The sequence below is a fragment of the Mycobacterium timonense genome (genome assembly GCF_025821985.1).
GTDB classification, from domain to species: Bacteria; Actinomycetota; Actinomycetes; order Mycobacteriales; family Mycobacteriaceae; genus Mycobacterium; species Mycobacterium avium.
Genome location: NZ_JACKSY010000046.1, coordinates 89,488 through 107,359 on the forward strand (window position 1 = coordinate 89,488; position 17,872 = coordinate 107,359).

At 70.6% G+C, this 17,872-nt stretch carries 17 protein-coding genes and 1 other RNA gene; 8 read left to right on the forward strand and 10 right to left on the reverse strand.

Features of this window, described 5'->3' with window-relative positions:
* Nucleotides 1-75 precede the first annotated feature (75 nt).
* From H7I87_RS13060 to H7I87_RS13070, 3 genes are all read right to left on the reverse strand, one after another.
* Entirely contained in the window at nucleotides 76-1,644 is a 1,569-nt protein-coding gene (locus tag H7I87_RS13060) for an alpha/beta hydrolase (protein WP_033725164.1), read from the reverse strand.
* A 150-nt stretch (nucleotides 1,645-1,794) separates the two neighbouring features.
* Nucleotides 1,795-3,357 carry an alpha/beta hydrolase gene (locus H7I87_RS13065; protein WP_019734527.1) on the reverse strand — a complete coding sequence of 521 codons (1,563 nt, stop codon included), beginning with the start codon at nucleotides 3,355-3,357 and terminating at the stop codon, nucleotides 1,795-1,797.
* 51 nt (nucleotides 3,358-3,408) lie between these two features.
* Nucleotides 3,409-4,800 (reverse strand): WS/DGAT/MGAT family O-acyltransferase, encoded by a 1,392-nt coding sequence (locus tag H7I87_RS13070; RefSeq protein WP_033725902.1) that lies wholly within the window; start codon nucleotides 4,798-4,800, stop codon nucleotides 3,409-3,411.
* A 150-nt stretch (nucleotides 4,801-4,950) separates the two neighbouring features.
* Here H7I87_RS13070 and panB point away from each other — a divergent pair, with 150 nt between their 5' ends.
* Complete coding sequence (panB, locus tag H7I87_RS13075) at nucleotides 4,951-5,808, forward strand: 3-methyl-2-oxobutanoate hydroxymethyltransferase (protein ID WP_023861483.1); 858 nt, start codon at nucleotides 4,951-4,953, stop codon at nucleotides 5,806-5,808.
* 201 nt (nucleotides 5,809-6,009) lie between these two features.
* Nucleotides 6,010-7,185 (forward strand): glycoside hydrolase 5 family protein, encoded by a 1,176-nt coding sequence (locus tag H7I87_RS13080; RefSeq protein WP_023881491.1) that lies wholly within the window; start codon nucleotides 6,010-6,012, stop codon nucleotides 7,183-7,185.
* 12 nt (nucleotides 7,186-7,197) lie between these two features.
* Here H7I87_RS13080 and H7I87_RS13085 read toward each other — a convergent pair whose 3' ends face one another.
* On the reverse strand, nucleotides 7,198-7,614 hold the full coding sequence (locus H7I87_RS13085; RefSeq protein ID WP_023861481.1) for a heme-binding protein: 417 nt from the start codon (nucleotides 7,612-7,614) through the stop codon (nucleotides 7,198-7,200).
* 189 nt (nucleotides 7,615-7,803) lie between these two features.
* Between H7I87_RS13085 and H7I87_RS13090 the strand changes: the two genes are divergently transcribed.
* A complete protein-coding gene (locus H7I87_RS13090; RefSeq protein WP_003872343.1) occupies nucleotides 7,804-8,055 on the forward strand; it encodes a hypothetical protein in 252 nt (83 codons plus the stop codon).
* A gap of 115 nt (nucleotides 8,056-8,170) precedes the next feature.
* Nucleotides 8,171-9,811, forward strand: coding sequence for a CYTH and CHAD domain-containing protein (locus tag H7I87_RS13095; RefSeq protein ID WP_011724672.1), 1,641 nt, complete (start codon nucleotides 8,171-8,173; stop codon nucleotides 9,809-9,811).
* Nucleotides 9,812-9,839: 28 nt separating this feature from the next.
* Here H7I87_RS13095 and rnpB read toward each other — a convergent pair.
* Nucleotides 9,840-10,233: RNase P RNA component class A (rnpB, locus tag H7I87_RS13100), an RNA gene on the reverse strand.
* 85 nt (nucleotides 10,234-10,318) lie between these two features.
* On the opposite strand from rnpB, the gene H7I87_RS13105 reads away from it, so the two are divergent.
* Nucleotides 10,319-11,029 carry a 2OG-Fe(II) oxygenase gene (locus tag H7I87_RS13105; RefSeq protein WP_024637506.1) on the forward strand — a complete coding sequence of 237 codons (711 nt, stop codon included), beginning with the start codon at nucleotides 10,319-10,321 and terminating at the stop codon, nucleotides 11,027-11,029.
* Here the strand turns inward: H7I87_RS13105 and H7I87_RS13110 are convergent.
* Entirely contained in the window at nucleotides 11,014-11,664 is a 651-nt protein-coding gene (locus H7I87_RS13110; protein ID WP_009976469.1) for a class I SAM-dependent methyltransferase, read from the reverse strand. The genes H7I87_RS13105 and H7I87_RS13110 overlap by 16 nt on opposite strands.
* Nucleotides 11,665-11,710: 46 nt before the next feature.
* Here H7I87_RS13110 and H7I87_RS13115 point away from each other — a divergent pair, with 46 nt between their 5' ends.
* From H7I87_RS13115 to H7I87_RS13125, 3 genes are read left to right on the forward strand one after another with little or no spacing between them, the layout of a single operon-like run.
* The gene (locus tag H7I87_RS13115) at nucleotides 11,711-12,280 is read left to right on the forward strand and encodes a helix-turn-helix domain-containing protein (RefSeq protein ID WP_011724660.1); all 570 of its coding nucleotides are present in this window, start codon (nucleotides 11,711-11,713) and stop codon (nucleotides 12,278-12,280) included.
* A 47-nt stretch (nucleotides 12,281-12,327) separates the two neighbouring features.
* Nucleotides 12,328-13,497: a cytochrome P450 gene (locus tag H7I87_RS13120; protein ID WP_011724659.1), complete on the forward strand. Its 1,170-nt coding sequence runs from the start codon at nucleotides 12,328-12,330 to the stop codon at nucleotides 13,495-13,497.
* 7 nt (nucleotides 13,498-13,504) lie between these two features.
* On the forward strand, nucleotides 13,505-13,714 hold the full coding sequence (locus H7I87_RS13125; protein WP_019734319.1) for a ferredoxin: 210 nt from the start codon (nucleotides 13,505-13,507) through the stop codon (nucleotides 13,712-13,714).
* A gap of 25 nt (nucleotides 13,715-13,739) precedes the next feature.
* On the opposite strand, the gene H7I87_RS13130 is transcribed toward H7I87_RS13125, so the two are convergent.
* From H7I87_RS13130 to cobC, 4 genes are read right to left on the reverse strand one after another with little or no spacing between them, the layout of a single operon-like run.
* Entirely contained in the window at nucleotides 13,740-14,891 is a 1,152-nt protein-coding gene (locus H7I87_RS13130) for a bifunctional RNase H/acid phosphatase (protein ID WP_019734318.1), read from the reverse strand.
* Entirely contained in the window at nucleotides 14,888-15,625 is a 738-nt protein-coding gene (locus tag H7I87_RS13135; RefSeq protein ID WP_019734317.1) for a zinc ribbon domain-containing protein, read from the reverse strand. Before H7I87_RS13135 ends, H7I87_RS13130 begins: the two co-directional genes overlap by 4 nt.
* Nucleotides 15,622-16,758 carry a Nif3-like dinuclear metal center hexameric protein gene (locus H7I87_RS13140; RefSeq protein ID WP_063967061.1) on the reverse strand — a complete coding sequence of 379 codons (1,137 nt, stop codon included), beginning with the start codon at nucleotides 16,756-16,758 and terminating at the stop codon, nucleotides 15,622-15,624. The genes H7I87_RS13135 and H7I87_RS13140 overlap by 4 nt, the downstream gene beginning before the upstream one ends.
* Nucleotides 16,755-17,783, reverse strand: coding sequence for an Rv2231c family histidinol phosphate aminotransferase CobC (cobC, locus tag H7I87_RS13145; protein WP_063967060.1), 1,029 nt, complete (start codon nucleotides 17,781-17,783; stop codon nucleotides 16,755-16,757). The genes H7I87_RS13140 and cobC overlap by 4 nt, the downstream gene beginning before the upstream one ends.
* Nucleotides 17,784-17,872: the final 89 nt, after the last annotated feature.

The following is a 17,872-nucleotide window of genomic DNA, read 5'->3' on the forward strand; positions in this document are numbered from 1 at the left end:
ACAGTAGGCAACCGCTGTTAATTCTGTGTTACCGATGCCCGCTCAGAACCGTTGCGGTGGGGCGTGCGGCGCTGGTCAGGACTGGCAGCGATACGACGCCGGCGGCGGCGTGCCGGCGACGAAATAGCGCACCACGGCGTTGTCCACGCACTGGTCGCCGTTGAACACCGCGGTGTGCTGCGTCCCGTCGTAGGTGATCAGCGGGCCGCCGAGCTGGCGGGCCAGATTCACCCCGGCCTGATACGGCGTGGCCGGGTCGTGCGTGGTGGAGACGACGACGACCTTGCCCGCGGGCATCGGCGGGGCGGCGTGCGGCGCCGACGTCGCCGGCACCGGCCACAGCGCGCACAGGTCGCGGGGCGCGTTGCCGGTGAACGGCCCGTAGCTCAAAAACGGCGCGGCCTGGCGGATCTTCTGGTCGGCGCTCACCCAGCTGGCCTGGTCGGTCGGATTCGGGGCGTCGACGCACCGGACCGCGTTGAACGCGTCCTGGTCGTTGGAGTAGTGGCCGTTGCGGTCGCGACCCTGATAGTCGTCGGCGAGCGCCAGCAGATCGCCGGCGTCGGTGCCGCGCGCCAGCCCGAGCAGACCGCTGGTCAGGTACTTCCAGTGCGCCGGCGTGTAGAGGGCGTTGATGGTGCCGGTGGTGGCGTCGGCGTAGCTCAGCCCGCGCGGGTCGGCGGTGCGGCCCGGCCGGGTGACCAGCGGGTCGACCAGGGCGTGGTAGCGGTTGACGAACTGCGCCGGGTCGGTGCCCAGCGGGCAGCCCGGCGAGCGGGCGCAGTCGGTGGCGTAGTCGTTGAAAGCCGTTTGGAATCCGGCCATTTGGTTGATGTTCTCGTCGACCGGCCCGACGGTCGGGTCGATGGCGCCGTCGAGCACCATCGCCCGCACGTGGTTGCTGAACTTCTCCAGGTACGCGGTGCCCAACTCGGTGCCGTAGCTGTAGCCCAGGTAGTTGATCTGCTCGTCGCCGAGCGCCTGGCGCACCGCGTCCATGTCGCGGGCGACCGAGGCGGTGCCGGCGTTGGCCAGGAACACGGTGCCCATCCGGTTGACGCACTGCTGGGCAAGCTGCCGGTAGAGCTGCTCGATGTGGGCCACCCCGGCCGGGCTGTAGTCGACCATGGGTTCGCGCCGGTAGGCGTCGAACTCGGCGTCGGTGCGACACCGCAGCGGCGGTGTCGAGTGGCCCACCCCGCGCGGGTCGAAGCCGACCAGGTCGAAGCTGCGCCGGATGGCCGAGTTGTCCATGTCGGAGGCCATGGCGGCCACCATGTCGACGGCCGAGCCGCCCGGGCCGCCGGGGTTGACCAGCAGCGAGCCCAGCCGCTGCCCGGTCGCCGGTACCCGGATCACGGCGAGCTTGGCCTGCCCGGCGCCGGGGTTGTTGTAGTCGATCGGGACCGACACCGTGGTGCACTGCGCGGTCGGGATATCGCTTGTGTCCGTGACGAATTGGCTGCAGCTCCCCCAGCCCTGCGGCGCCGCGGCCGCCGGCGGATTCGGCGCCGGGGTCTGGCCGGCGCCGGGCTCCGGGGTGGCGCCGGCCGCCGGCAACCCGGCGCCCGACGTTCCACCGAGGACGAGGCCGAATGAGAGCAGCGCCGAGCTCAACGATCTCAGGCGCGACATGGCTGTCATCGTTGCAGCCCCGGATACCCGTGGCAGCGCGAAACGGTTACGCCTTGGTCTCGGGCCGGACCGCCGAGCCGGCCGCCGCCGAACGTGCACTCAGCACGAAAAATCCGCGAGAAGCTCGCCGCCAGTGCACGTTCGGCGAAACCTGGGGCGTCAGCACTTGGCGCCGCTGGGCGGGATGGTGCCGCCGACCAGATAGGCCGTCACGTAGTTGTCGATGCAGCCGTCACCCTGGAACACCACGGTGTGCTGCGTTCCGTCGTAGGTCAGCAGCGAGCTGCGCAACTCGTTGGCCAGATCCACCCCGGCCTTGTACGGCGTCGCCGGATCGTGCGTCGTCGACACCACCACCGTGGGCGCCAGCCCGGGCGCGGAGATGGTGTGCGGCTTGCTGGTCGGCGGCACCGGCCAGAACGCGCAGGTACCCAGCGGCGCGTTGCCGGTGAACTGCCCGTAGCTCATGAACGGCGCGATCTCCCGGGAGCGGCGGTCTTCGTCGATCACCTTGGCGCGGTCGGTGATCGGCGGCTGGTCCACGCAGTTGATCGCCACCCGGGCGTCGGTGGCGTTGGTGTAGTGGCCGTGCGCGTCGCGGCGCATGTACATGTCGGCCAGGGCGAGCAGGGTGTCGCCGTGGTGGTCGACGAGTTCGGACAGCCCGTCGGTCAGGTGGTGCCACAGGTTGGGTGAGTACAACGCCATGATGGTGCCGACGATGGCGTCGCTATAGCTCAGTCCGCGTGGGTCATTCGTCGGGATGGGCCGGCCGATCATCGGGTTGTCGGGATCGACCATCGGGTCCACCAGGCTGTGGTAGACGTCGACGGCTTTGGCCGGGTCGGTGCCCAGCGGGCAGTTCGGTTGCTTGGCGCATTCGGCGGCGAAGTTGTTGAACGCGTCCTGGAATCCCTTGGCCTGCCGCAGATCGGCTTCGATCTGGTCGGCGTTGGGGTCGACGGCGCCGTCGAGGATCATCGCCCGCACGTTGTGCGGGTAGGCCTCGGCGTAGGCCGAGCCGATCCGGGTGCCGTAGGAGTAGCCGAGGTAGGTCAGCTTGTCGTCGCCCAGCGCCGCGCGGATCGCGTCGAGGTCGCGGGCGACGTTGACGGTCCCGACGTTGGCCAGAAACTTCTTGCCCATCTTGTCGACGCAGCGGCCGACGAACTGTTTGGTTTCGTCCTCGATGTGGGCCACCCCGGCCGGGCTGTAGTCGACGTTGGGCTCGGTGCGCAGCCGGTCGTTGTCGGCGTCGGAGTTGCACCAGACCGCCGGGCGCGACGCACCCACCCCGCGCGGGTCGAAACCGACCAGGTCGAAGCGTTCGCGGACCCGCTTGGGCAACGACTGCACGACGCCCAGCGCCGCCTCGATGCCCGACTCCCCCGGCCCGCCGGGGTTGATCACCAGCGAACCGATCTTGTCCCCGGTGGCGGGGAAACGGATCATCGCCAGCGTCGCGACGTCGCCGTCGAGGTGGTCGTAGTCGACCGGGACGGCCAGCTTGCCGCACAGCGCGCCGGCGGGCAGTTTGACCTTCGGGTTGGCGGCCCGGCACGGCGTCCACTCCACGGCCTGGCCCAGCTTGGGCCCGGACATGACGGCGCGTCCCACCACCACCCGGACGCAGCCCGCCAACAGCAACGCGACCGCGGCGATCGACATCCAGATCAGCAGCGTGCGCGCGCTCTTACCGCGACGAGACAGGCCCATGCCCACATATGCTGCCAGAGGAAACTTGGGATCCTGATCAGCGGCACCGCGGCCCGGCTACCGCGCCGCCGCCCGCAGCTCCTCCATCGCCACCGCGAACTCGTCGGCCAGCTCCCACAGGTCGGGCACCAGGTCCGGGCAGCCGATCAGCCCGACGTCCAGCTTGCCCCGCAACGACATGGCGGTGATGTTGAGCCCCGAGCCGTGAAAGATCGGCCCCAGCGGATACATCGCCTTGACCTCGCAGCCCAGCAGGTACAGCGGAACCTGCGGCCCGGGCACGTTGGAGACCACCAAGTTGTGCACCGGCATGCTGTCGGTGAACCGGGTCCGCGCGTAAAGCCGCATCGCGATGCCGAACACCGCCGGCGCCGCGAATTGCGTCCAATCCTGCAGCAATGACGCCCCGATGGCCGAACTGTGTTCTTTGGCAACCGAATTCGCGTGGGCGATCGCTTTCAGCCGCTGCACTGGGTCGGCGATTTCGGTGTGCAGGGACGCGAACATGGCCGACACCTGATTTCGGCCGGGCCGGTCGGATTTGCCGTGCACGGAAATCGGGACCGACGCCACCAGCGACGAATCCGGCAATGCGTTTCGCTCCGCCAGATATTGGCGCAGCACGCCGGAAACCAGGGCCATCACCACGTCGTTGACTTTGACGCCGAAATGGTTCTTCACCGCTTTGACGTCGTCGAGATTCAATTCGGCATACGCGATGCAGCGCCGGTTGCTGATCCGGGCGTTGAACACCGTCGTCGGCGCCGCGAACGGGCGGGCCATGGCCGCGCCGTCGAGCGCCCGTCGCACCGTGGCCAGCACCGACGCCGCGGTGTCGGGCACCACGCTGGCCAGCCGCAGCGGCCGGGCCGCGAACCTGACCAGGCCGCCGGCGGCGATCCGCCACCCGGCGCCGCCGCCGACGCCCGCGGCCGGTTCCGGCGGCGCGGCGTCGGGCTCGGTCGCGCACAGCTGCGACATCAGGTTGGCGCCGGTCACCCCGTCGACGCCGGCGTGGTGCACCTTGGTCATCACCGCCAGCCGCCCGTCCCGGTGACAGTCGGTGCCGGCCACGCCCTCGATCACCCACATCTCCCACAGCGGCCGGCGGCGGTCCAGCGGCGTCTGGGCGATGTGGCCGCAGATCTGCGACAGCTCGGCACGCCCGCCCGGCGCCGGCACGGCGATGCGGTGCAGATGACGGTCGACGTCGAAGTCCTCGTCGTCCACCCAGACGGGATGGTCCAGATTCAGCGGGCTGTCGGCGAGCTTTTCCCGAAACGGCGGAACCGCCCGGATGCGGCGCACCAGGGCGTCACGCAGCCGCTCGAAGGTGTAGCCGCCCGGCACCGTCGAGGTGTCCAGCTCGATGATCGAACACACATGCATGGGCTGCGACGAGGTCTCCAGGTACAGGAAGCTGGCGTCGAGTCCACTCAGCCGCTGCATGCGCAGCATGGTATGTCTCACACCGCCGCGGCGGTGCGACTGCGCAAAAGAAATGGCAGAATGACACCGTCAGACGAACCCGGGGACCCGCTCAGGATTTTCCGAAACTGAGGGCCACGAGGATCGACCCGACCACCCACTAGGACAACGATGTCTGAGCACAATGTTTACGGTGCCGCCCAGCCCGCCCAACCGGCCCAGCCCGCCCAGCCGCGCACCAGGATTCGCACCCACCATCTGCAGAAGATGAAGGCCGAGGGCCACAAGTGGGCCATGCTGACGGCGTACGACTATTCCACCGCCCGCATCTTCGACGAGGCCGGCATCCCGGTGCTGCTGGTGGGCGACTCGGCGGCCAACGTCGTCTACGGCTACGACACCACGGTGCCGGTGTCGATCGACGAGCTGATCCCGCTGGTCCGCGGCGTGGTGCGGGGGGCCCCGCACGCGCTGGTGGTCGCCGATCTGCCGTTCGGCAGCTACGAGGCCGGGCCGGCCGCCGCGCTGGCCGCCGCCACCCGGTTCATGAAGGAGGGCGGCGCGCACGCGGTGAAGCTGGAGGGCGGCGAACGGGTGGCCGAGCAGATCGCTCACCTGACCGCGGCCGGCATCCCGGTGATGGCGCATATCGGCTTCACCCCGCAGAGCGTGAACAGCCTGGGCGGTTTCCGGGTGCAGGGCCGCGGCGACGCGGCCGAACAGACCATCGCCGACGCGATCGCCGTTGCCGAGGCCGGAGCGTTCTCGGTGGTGATGGAGATGGTGCCGGCCGAGCTGGCCACCCAGATCACCGGCAAGCTCACCATCCCGACCATCGGGATCGGCGCCGGCCCCAACTGCGACGGCCAGGTTCTGGTTTGGCAGGACATGGCCGGCATGAGCAGCGGCAAGTCCGCCCGCTTCGTCAAGCGCTTCGCCGACATCGGCGGCGAATTGCGCCGCGCCGCAACGCAGTATGCGCACGAGGTGGCCGCCGGGGTCTTCCCGGCCGACGAACACTGCTTCTGAGGCGGTCGTTGGGGCCCTCGCCCCGCTGCGCTACTGTGACGGCGTAGCAAGGGTTTTAGCGCGCACCGCAGCCGTCCCGGTCACAGCCCGACGGCCGGTGTGGGCTGAAAGTTATTGTGTGGCAACGATGTACGATTGCCGAAGACGGATTGTCTAGCGCAAGGGTGGGACCACATCGACCGGGGGAATCGTGGTGACTTAGTGCACCGTCGACTGGTGTTCAAGTTGCCGCTGCTATTGGCAGGAGGCATGGCTTTGGCCCGAGCACCGCACGCGTCCGCGCAGCCGCCCCGCACGTCGCCGCAGGCAAGCCGGTGGTCGCCCGAGCGGGCCAACCGCTGGTATCAGGCGCAGGATTGGCCGGTCGGCGCGAACTACATCACCTCCAACGCCATCAACCAGCTGGAGATGTTCCAGCCGGACACCTTCGACCCCCGCCGCATCGACACCGAGCTGGGCTGGGCCCGCCGCAACGGGTTCAACGCGGTGCGCGTCTTCCTGCATGACCTGCTGTGGGAACAGGACCACCGGGGGTTTCAGGGCCGTCTGGCCCGGTTCGTCGACATCGCGGCCCGACACGGCATCAAGCCGCTGTTCGTGTTATTCGATTCGTGCTGGGATCCGTTTCCCCAACCGGGTCCGCAGCGGGCGCCCCGGCCCGGCATCCACAATTCCGGCTGGGTGCAAAGCCCGGGCGCGGCGCGGCTGGACGACCACGGCTACCTGCACACCCTGCGCGGCTACGTCACCGGGGTGCTGTCGCAATTCCGCACCGACGACCGCATCCTGGGCTGGGACCTGTGGAACGAGCCGGACAATCCCGCCGACGCCTACGCCTCGGTCGAGCGCACGGACAAGCTGGACCGGGTCGCCGAGCTGCTGCCGCAGGTGTTCGCGTGGGCCCGCTCGGTGGATCCCTGCCAACCGCTGACCAGCGGCGTGTGGCAGGGCGAGTGGGCCGACCCGGCACGGCGCAGCGTCATCAGCGGCATCCAGCTCGACAACTCCGACGTCATCACCTTCCACTGCTACGGCGAACCGGCGGCGTTCGAGAAGCGCATCGCCGATCTGGTGCCGCTGGGGCGCCCGATCCTGTGCACCGAGTACATGGCCCGGCCGCTGGGCAGCACGGTGCAAACCATTCTGCCGATCGCCAAGCGCGCCAACGTCGGCGCGTTCAACTGGGGCCTGGTCGCCGGGAAAACCCAGACGTTTTTCCCGTGGGATTCCTGGGAGCATCCGGATCCGGCGATGCCCCGGGAATGGTTCCACGACCTGCTGGATCCCGACGGGCGGCCGTTCCGGGACAGCGAGATTCAGACCATCCTCGAGCTGAGCGATCTGGCGATGCATCTGCAGCCGCCGCCGGCCGGCTGACCGGCAGGGCCGTCAGCGGCAGCGGTCCTGGAAATCGGTGAGCGGCTGGCGGATGCCCTCCAGGTCGGCGTGGGTCTGCGGGTTGGCGTCCATGTACTGCTTGAGCTGCGCGCGCATCTCGTCGCGGGGCTGGCCCTTCAAGCTGGTGAAGTAGGCGTTGACGTCCGGGTGACTGAACAGATACGCCGACGTGGCTGCGGCGACGCCCGCCGACACCTGGGCCAGGTCGGCCGCCGTGCAGTTCGGCAGCGACGCCGGCGCCGGTTCCGGATCGTCCATCGGCGAGTCGGCCGCCGCCGGTCCCGCCGTCAGCACAAGCGTCGCGACAAGGCCGGCGACGGTCATTGCCACCCCGGCCGCGCCGGCCGCGATTCTTTCGCCGATGACTCGGGGTGCCGAGCGAGCAAAAGGCGCCATGGAACGCTCCATTCGTCGGTTTTGCGAAAGGCGGCGGGTGTGCGTATGGCAAACCATAAGGGTTTCCTCGCCGCGCGGGCGCCGATTCGCGGCGAAGAATTGCGCGGCCGCCAGGCGATTATTTCCGATTCCCGCCCGCCGCCGGCTCACGACGGCACAATGCAATCAGGTGGCAATCAAAGCGTCGGAAGGAGAGCGCGGATGAATGCGCGCCGGTGCCGTGCGGCGTTGCTGGTGCTCTGCGGTCTGGCCGCGGTGCCCGCGATCTTGGTCGCCGTGCCCGGCGCCGATCGCGCGGACGCGACCGTGTGCGTGGGCGCCGGCCGGCGCGTCACGGTGAGCGGGTGCACCAACATCGGCGACAACATCGCCCGCTACGCCCCGCCGCCGGCCGTTTACGCGCCGCTGCCCGAAGACGACACCTCGACTCCCCCGCCGCCTCCACCGCCGTAACGCCGTCACCGCGGTATGGCAGGCTATGGGTGCTCATCCGCCCCTGTCCACCATGTTGACGGCCGCGCCCGGCGCCCCCGACGCGCCTCCGACGCGCCTCCGATGGAGCCCGAAGATGCCTGCACAAGCGCCGCAGACCTCGCGTCATCTCGAGGTGGAGCGCAAGTTCGACGTGGTCGAGTCCACGGTGATGCCCTCGTTCGAAGGGATCGCCGCGGTCGCCCGGGTCGAGCAGTCGCCGACCCAGATCCTGGACGCGACGTATTTCGACACGCCCGCACATGACTTGGCGCGCAACAAGATCACCCTGCGCCGGCGCACCGGCGGCTCGGACGCCGGATGGCACCTGAAGCTGCCCGCCGGGCCCGACGCGCGCACCGAAGTCCGGGCACCGCTGGACGCCTCCGACGCCGACACCGTGCCCACCGAGTTGGTCGATGTGGTGCTGGCGATCGTCCGCAACCGTCCGCTGCGGCCGGTCGCGCGGATCACCACCGAGCGTGACACGCAGGTGCTCTACGACGCGGCGGGCCAGCCGCTAGCCGAGTTCAGCAACGACCACGTCACCGCGTGGGCGACGCCGAGCGCGCCCGAGGGCCCCGACGACGGTTCCGGCGGTGTCGACGAGGGTTCCGGCGGTTTCGACGACACCGCCGCGTCGCCCACCGATCAGGCGCCCACCCAAAACCCGCCCACCCGACATCCGCCCACCCAACAGGAGTGGCGGGAATGGGAATTGGAGCTGCTCGGCGGCAACGGGCACGCCGAGGGCGCCGCCGGCGCCGAGCTGCTGAACCGGCTGAGCAACCGGCTGCTGGACGCCGGAGCGGTGCCGGCCGGCCACGGCTCCAAGCTGGCGCGGGTGCTGGGCCGCGCGCCGTCGCCCAACGGCGCGCGGCCGCCCGAGGATCCGCTGCAGCGCGCGATCGCCGAGCAGGTTCGCGAGCTGCTGGTGTGGGATCGCGCCGTGCGCGCTGACGCCTTCGACTCCGTCCACCAGATGCGGGTCACCACCCGCAAGCTGCGCAGCCTGCTGCGCGACTACCAGGATTCGTTCGGGTTGGGCGACGACGCGTGGGTGCTCGACGAATTGCGGGAGCTGGCCGGCATTTTGGGGGTGGCCCGCGACGCCGAGGTGCTCGCCGAGCGCTACGAGCGCGACTTGGGCGCGCTCCCACCGGAATTGGTGCGCGGGCCGGTGCGCGAACGTCTGGTCGGGGGTGCCCGGCGCCGCTACCAGGTCGGGCTGCGCCGCTCGTTGATCGCCATGCGGTCGCAGCGCTACTTCCGGCTGCTCGACTCCCTGGACGCGATCGCGGCCCGGCGCCCCGGCCTCCCCGGGGCCGAGGAACAGGCGCCGGTGACCATCGACACCGCCTACCGCAAGGTCCGCAAGGCCGCCAAGGCCGCCGCCCGGGTGGACCGCGAGCACCCCGGCGACCGACACCTACGCGACGAGGCGATACATCGAATCCGCAAGCGCGCCAAGCGACTTCGATACACTGCGACGGCGACCGGAGCGGCGCGGGTGGCCGAGCGGGCCAAGGCCGTGCAGTCACTGCTGGGCGATCACCAAGACAGCGTGGTCAGCCGCGAACACCTGAGCCAGGAGGCGCAGGCCGCGCACGCCGCCGGCGAGGACACCTTCACCTACGGGCTGCTCTATCAGCGCGAGGCCGATCTGGCGCAACGCTGCCGTGACGAACTCGACGACACGCTGCGCAAACTCGGCAAGGCGGTGCACAAGGCGGATTAGCCCGCAACCGCCCGCAACGAAGCCGGGGCGGACGAGTTGGCCTGTAAGCCGGATTCTGTTCCGCGCCGCCGGAAAACCGGCGGCGCGGCGGCGACCATCCATCTGGACACACCGTCACCGGGTGCCTCGAGCGGCCTACCCGCAGGCTCGGGCGAGCAACCCTCGGACGCCTGCGCGGCCGTGCCGGCGGCACGGCCTTCTTGGCCTTGCTTCGGGTGGGGTTTGCCGAGCCACCCCGGTCACCCGGGGTGCTGGTGCGCTCTTACCGCACCGTTTCACCCTTACCACCGCGAGGGTGGCGGTCTGTTTTCTGTGGCACTTTCCCGCGAGTCACCTCGGATTGCCGTTAGCAATCACCCTGCTCTGTGAAGTCCGGACTTTCCTCGACTCGGGATACGAGCCGCGGCCGCCCGGCCAACTCGTCCGCGACGATCCACGGTACCCGCTGCGCCCGGCCGGTGCCAGCAACGCCCTCGCCGCGGGCGGGCGGGCCCTATCGTGGACCTGATGGACCGATGGCACAGGCGCGTCGACTCCGGCGATTGGGACGCCATCGCCGCCGCGGTCGGCGAATTCGGCGGGGCGCTGCTGCCGCGGCTGGTCACGCCCCGGGAAGCCGCACGGCTGCGCGAACTCTACGCCGACGACGGCCTGTTCCGGTCGACCATCGACATGGCCCCCAAACGCTACGGCGCCGGGCAGTACCGCTACTTCCGCGCGCCCTATCCCGAGCCGATCGAACAACTCAAACAGGCCCTCTATCCCCGGTTGCTGCCGATCGCCCGGGACTGGTGGGGCAAACTCGGCCGTGACCCCGTGTGGCCGGACCGCCTCGACGACTGGCTGGCGGCCTGCCACGCGGCCGGCCAGCAACGGTCCACCGCCCTGATGCTCAAATACGGTGCCGGCGACTGGAATGCGCTGCATCAGGATCTCTACGGGGACTTGGTGTTTCCGCTTCAGGTGGTGATCAACCTGAGCGATCCGCAGACCGACTACACCGGCGGCGAATTCCTGCTTGTCGAGCAGCGGCCGCGCGCCCAATCCCGCGGCACCGCAACGCAATTACCTCAGGGCCATGGCTATGTCTTCACCACCCGGGAACGTCCGGTGCGCTCGGCCCGCGGCTGGTCCGCGGCGCCGGTACGCCACGGGGTCTCGGTGGTGCGTTCCGGCCAGCGCTACGCGATGGGCTTGATCTTTCACGACGCCGCGTAGGCCTGTTCGGTCCGCCGCAACATCATGATGTTGTCCATCAACGTCCCGACTTCTCCGTTCGGACCGGTCATTTCGCGCCCCGCGGCCTCGGCCCGCAGCCGGGTCCACCCGTCCGGATCCAGCCGCAGCGACCCGAGCACCTCCTCGACACCCGGAAAGTGGTGACCGTCGTGCTGCGCCCACGGTGGCGCCGCGCCGTGGTCGACGATCAACAGCACACCGCCGGGCTTCACCCGGGTGGCCGCCCGGCGCAGCACGGCGTCCCGGTCGAGGTGCACCGGCGAGTGGAAATACTGGGCGGAGATCAAGTCGAACATCCCTTCCGGGAAGCTCTCGTTGAGGTCGTGGCGCTGAAAGTCGATCCGCGCCAATAATTTCCGCGACGCTGCTGCCTCGGCGGCGCGGCGTAGCGCGGTGGCCGAGATGTCCACCGCCAGTACCGTCCAGCCGCGCTGCGCCAGCCACAGCGCGTCGGCACCCTCCCCGCAGCCCAGATCCAGCGCCCGCCCCGCCGGCAAGTCGGCGGCCAGTTCGGCCAGCCGCGGATTGACCCGCCCGCTCCACACCCGCTCGGCGCCGCGATAGCGTTCTTCCCAAAACCGCCCGGCCTCACCGGGTTCGCACGAAGTGTCCATACCGCGAGCTTGCCCAGCCGCCCAAGTTTTGCCAAGCTTGTTTGCCATGCAGGCAAACACCGACATCGACGTCCAGGTGCGCCGGCGGCTGCGGGAGCTGCGCGTGCAGCGCGGCCTGACGTTGCAGGAGGTGGGTGCGCGGGCGGGGATCGACGTGTCGACGCTGAGCCGCCTGGAGTCCGGGAAGCGCCGGCTGGCGCTGGATCACCTGCCGCGGCTGGCCCGGGCGCTCTCGGTCAGCACCGACGAGCTGTTGCAGCCCGCGCAGGCGCCCGACCCGCGGGTGCGGGGGTCGGCGCACACCCACCACGGCGTCACCTACTGGCCGCTGACCCGCCAGGGCCCCGCCGGCGGCCTGCACGCCTTCAAGATCCGGGTCAGCGCCCAGCGGCGCACCCCGCCCGCCGAGCTGCCCGTGCACGAGGGACAGGACTGGATGTACGTGCTGGCCGGCCGGATGCGGCTGATCCTGGGCGACCGGGACTTCACCATCGATCCCGGCGAGGCGGTCGAGTTCTCGACGTGGACTCCGCACTGGTTCGGCGTGGTCGACGGGCCGGTGGAGGCCATCGTCATCTTCGGACCGCACGGCGAGCGGCTGCACCTGCACAGTTAGCCGGCCACGCCATTGCCTGGCGCCGACGATGGTGCCAGGCTGACCCAATGACCGAAGCCGGAGGTTTCGTCGACCAGACCGTCACCGGAGTCGCGGAGCCGCAACCGATGTACAAGGCGCTGCGCGAGTCCAACCCGGTGTTCCGGTCCCCGCAGGCGGTGGTGCTCAGCCGCCTCGCCGACATCGAGATGGCGCTCAAGCACACCGAACTGTTTTCGTCGAACATGGACGCGGTCGACCTGGGCAACGTGCGGCCGCTGATCCCGCTGCAGATCGACCCGCCCGAGCATGCCAAGTACCGCCGCATCCTCGACCCGCTGTTCACCCCGCGCGAGATGGCCCGCCGCGAACCGCTCGTCACCGAGCTGGTCAACGAGATGATCGACCGGTTCGCCGCGCGGGGCGAATGCGACTTCCACGCCGAGTTCGCGGTTCCCCTGCCGTGCACGGTGTTCCTGCAGCTGCTGGGTCTGCCGCTGGAGGACCTTGACCGATTTCTGCTGTGGAAGGACGGGGTGATCCGCCCGGCGGGAGACTCGGGGTTCGACCGCCGCCACGAGAGCTCCGCCGGTGTGGCCCAACAGATCTACGAGTACTTCGACAAGGCCATCGACGAGCACATCGCGGTCCCGCGTGACGACGTGCTGTCCGCGATGATCGCCGCCGACGTGGGCGGGCAGCCGCTGTCCCGCGAGGAGCTGCTCGACATCTGCTTCCTGTTCCTGATCGCCGGCCTGGACACCGTCACCGACTCGCTGGACTGCTTTTTCGTCTACCTGGCGCGCCACCCCCAGCACCGTCGTCAGCTTGTCGAGCGGCCCGACGTGCTGCCCGGCGCCGTCGAGGAGCTATTGCGTTGGGAGACACCGGTTCCCGGTGTCGCTCGCGTCGCAACGCAAGACGTCGAGGTCGGCGGCTGCCCGATCAGCAAGGGCGAACGGGTCAGCCCGCTGCTCGGCGCGGCCAACACCGACCCGGCCGAGTTCCCCGACCCCGAAACCGTCGACTTCACCCGCAGCCCCAACCGGCACCGGGCCTTCGGCGGCGGCCCGCATCGCTGCCTCGGCTCTCATCTGGCCCGCATGGAGTTGCGCGTGGCGCTTCGCGAATTCCATAGGCGCATACCGGATTACGAGATCAAACCGGGCACGCAGCTGACCTACACCGCCGCGCTGAGGTCGGTGGAGTCGCTGCCGCTGGTCTTCCCAGTGCGATGAGGGCGCGATGAGGCGCGTCGTCGTCGACGCCGAGCGCTGCACCGGTCACGGACGCTGTTACACCCTGGCGCCCGACGTCTTCGACGCCGACGAGTTCGGCCACTGCGTGGTGCGGGCCGGGCGGGTCTCCGGTGAGCTCGAGGCGCAGGCCGGCGTCGGCGAGCAGAACTGCCCGGAGCAGGCCATCACCGTGCACCCGCCCGCCGGCGACGGCTAACCCAGCCGGCGGGCTTCCCGGCGTCCTACAGGTATCCGGTCTGGTTGACCAGCCGCACCGAAGCGGCTCCGTCGGAATAGAACTCGGCGATGCTCAGCGAGGCGAGGTCGAGATGCAACCGGTACAGGATGCCCGGCCCGGCGTCCAGCGCCTCCCGCAGCAGCATCTTGATCGGCGTCACGTGCGACACCACCAGCACGGTGCTGCCCTGCTGTGCGGCGATGATCTTCTGGCGAACCCGCGACACCCGCTCGGCCACCGAGTCGAAGCTCTCCCCGCCGGGCGGAGCGGTGCTGGTGTCACGCAGCCAGCGCCGGTGCAGTCCGGGGTCGCGCTCGGCGGCCTCGCCGAACGTCAACCCCTCCCAGGCCCCGAAATCGGTTTCGATCAGGTCGTCGTCGACGGTCACGTCCAGGCCCAGCGCCTTGGCGGCGACCGCCGCGGTGTCGTAGGCCCGTTGCAGCGGGGAGGCGAACACTGCCGAAATCCCGCCGCGCGCGGCCAGATAGCGTGCCGCCGCGTCGGCCTGCCGCCGTCCCGTCTCGGTGAGTGCGGGGTTGCCGCGCCCGGAATAGCGGCGCTGCACCGACAATTCGGTCTGCCCGTGTCGCAGCAACAGCAGCCGGGTCGGGGTGCCGCGCGCGCCGGTCCACCCGGGCGCCGCCGGTGACGGCGCCGCGGCGGTATTCCCGGCGTCGACGGCGGTCGGATCGGATTGTTCGGCCCGCCCGGGCTTTTCCGCCGGCTCGGGCCTTTCCGCCGTGCCGGTGGCCGCGGCGGCCGCGTCCATCGCCTCGTTGGCCAGCCGGTCGGCGTGCGAGTTGCGCTCGCGGGGAATCCACGAGTAGCTGATCCTGTCGAACCGCGCCGCCAGGCCTCGGGCCTGGGCGTGCAGTTCGATCAGGTCGGGGTGTTTGACCTTCCACCGCCCCGACATCTGCTCCACCAACAGCTTGGAATCCAGGTAGACCTCGGCCTCGGTGGCGCCCAGCTTCAGCGCGTCGTCCAAACCGGCTATCAGGCCGCGGTATTCGGCGACGTTGTTGGTGGCCCGGCCGATGGCCTGCTTGTTCTCGGCCAGCACGGTGCCGCGGTCCGGTGTCCACACCACAGCGCCGTACCCGGCGGGGCCGGGGTTGCCGCGCGATCCGCCGTCGGCTTCGATGACGACCTTCACTGACCGGACCCCTTGACCCGCAGCAGTATTGCCCCGCATTCCGGGCACCGCACCACGTCGTCCTCGGCCGCCGCCGAGATCCGGGACAGCTCCCCGCGGTCGATTTCCAGCCGGCAGGCGCCGCACCGCCGTCCCAGCAGCTGCCCGGCGCCCGGCCCGCCCCGGGCGCGTTGCCGTTCGTAGAGGGCGAACAGCTCGGGGTCCAGTTCGGCGCTCAGCGCGTCGCGCCGCGACGAATGCAGCGCACGGGACTCGCTGATCTCGCCGCGCGCGGCGTCCAGATCGCGCCGCGCGGTGGCCATCTCGGCCTCCAGCTCCTTGAGCGTCTGCTGCTCGCCGTCCAGCTGGGCCTGCAGCTCCTCGCGCCGCTCCATCACCTCCAGCAGCGAATCCTCCAGGCTGGTCTGGCGACGCTGCAGGGTCTCCAGCTCGTGCTGAAGGTCGGCCAGCTGCTTGGCGTCGATCGCTCCGGACTGCAGCAGCGAGCGGTCGCGGTCTTCGCGCTGGCGCACCGCGTCGACCTCGGCTTCCAGCCGCCGCACGTGAGCATCGATGTCTTCCAAGGCGATTCGCACCGCCCCCAGCCGGTCACCGGCGGCGTCGTATTCCTGCTGCATCCGCTCGCAGGCCTGCTGCTCGGGCAGATGCTCGGCCCGGTGCGCCAGCCGGGACAGCTCGGCATCCACGTTCGCCAGCTCCAGTAGTGAACGCTGCTGTGCCACATCGGCTTTCATCGTCCCTCACCCCCGTCGTGCTCGACATTCCACGGGTCGGTGCGAATCGAGCTCACCCGCACGTCGAGCCGTCCGCCGAACTGGGACCGCAGCAGGTCGGCGGCCTGGGCGCACCACGGGAATTCGCTCGCCCAGTGTGCCACGTCGATCAGGGCCACCTCGGAGGCCCGGCGATGCTCGTCGGCCGGGTGGTGGCGCAGGTCGGCCGTGAGGTAGGCCTGCACCCCGGCGCCGGCCGCGGCGGCCAGCAGCGAATCACCCGCCCCGCCGCACACCGCGACCCGCGACACCGCCAGCTCCGGGTCGCCCGCCGCCCGCACTCCCCAGGACGTCGCCGGCAGCGCCGCGTCGACCCGAGACACGAAGCGCCGCAACGGCTCCGGGTGCTCCAGCCGCGCGATGCGGCCCAGCCCGGCGTCGCCGGGCGGGGGCAGCAACGCGAAGATGTCGAACGCGGGCTCCTCGTAGGGATGGGCGGCGCGCATCGCCGCCAGGACTGCGGCCCGGGCCCGTGCGGGGGCCACCACCTCGACCCGTTCCTCGGCCACTCGTTCCACCCTGCCGACACTGCCCACCGCGGGCGAGGCGCCCTCGTGCGGCAGGAACTGCCCGAGGCCGGTGACGCTCCAGCTGCAATGCGAATAGTCGCCGATATGGCCCGCGCCGGCGGCGAAGACGGCTTCCCGCACCGCGTCCGCGTTCTCGCCGGGCACGTAGATGATCCACTTGTCCAGATCGGAGGCGGGCCGGGCCGGTCCCAGCACGGCCTCCACGGTCAGGCCGAGCGCATCGGCCAGCGCGTCGGAGACCCCGGGCGATGCCGAGTCGGCGTTGGTGTGCGCGGTGAACAGCGACCGCCCGGTGCGGATCAGCCGGTGCACCAGCGCACCCTTGGGCGTGCTGGCCGCGACGGTGTCCACCCCGCGCAGCAGCAGCGGGTGGTGGGCCAGAAGCAGCCCGCCGGCCGGGACCTCGTCGACCACCGCGGGTGTCGCGTCCACCGCCACGGTCACCGACTCCACCGGTTCGTCGGGGTCCCCGCAGACCAGCCCCACCGAATCCCAGGGTTCGGCCAGCCCCGGCGGGTAGGCCTCGTCGAGCACCGCGATGACGTCGGCGAGTTTCACGCTCACCGCTGCACCTCCGCGATCGCCTGCACCAGCAGCGGCCACTCCGGGCGCACCGCGGCGCGCAGGTACCGCTCGTCCAGGCCGACGAACGTGTCACCGCGACGGACGGCGATCCCCTTGTCGTGCAACAGCTTTCGGACCCGGACCGCATCCGGCATCCGGAACAACACAAACGGCGCCCGCCCGTCGAGCACATCGGCGCCCACCGACGCCAGCCCGGCCGCCATCTTCTCGCGCAGCCGGCTCAACCGCTCCGCCCCGGCCGCCGCGTCGGCGACGGCCCGCCGGCCGCAGCAGGCCGCCAGCGCCGTCAGCTGCAGCGTGCCCACCGGCCAGTGCGCCCGCTGCGCGGTCAGCCGCGCCAGCACCTCCGGCGCGCCCAGCGCGTAGCCCACCCGCAGCCCGGCCAGCGCCCATGTCTTGGTCAGGCTGCGCAGCACCAGCACGTCGGGCAGCGCGTCACCGGCCAGCGATTGCGGCTCGGCGGGAATCGCGTCGGCGAACGCCTCGTCGACCACCAGGAGCCGTCCGGGCCGGCGCAGCGCCAGCAGCTGCTCGCGGCCGTGCAGCACCGCGGTGGGATTGGTGGGATTTCCCACCACCACCAGGTCGGCCTCCTCGGGGACGGCCACGCCGCGCAGACCGAACGGCGGCTCCAGCACGACGTGGTGCACCGGCACCCCGGCCGCGCTCAGCGCCGCGGCCGGCTCGGTGAACGACGGCGCGATGACCGCCGCCCGCTTCGGGCGCAGGTTGCTCAGCAGCGCGAACGCCTCGGCGGCCCCGGCCAGCGGCAGCACCTCGTCGCGGCGGCGGCCGTGCCGTTCGGCGGCGGCGTCCTGCGCCCGGTGCACGTCGTCGCCGCCCGGGTAGCGGGCCAGGTCGGGCAGCCGCGCCGCCAACCGATCCAGCAGCCACTGCGGCGGCCGGCTGTGCCGGACGTTGACGGCGAAATCCAGCATCCCGGGTGCGACGGCCTGATCACCGTGGTAGCGCGCCGCCGGCGGGCTCAGGTTCAGACTCGCCATCCGTAAAACATTAGTGGCCAGCCCGGCGGCCCGAAGCAGCACCGAGCAACACCGTCCCGGACCGCCGCGGCCATCGAGGACAATGGTGA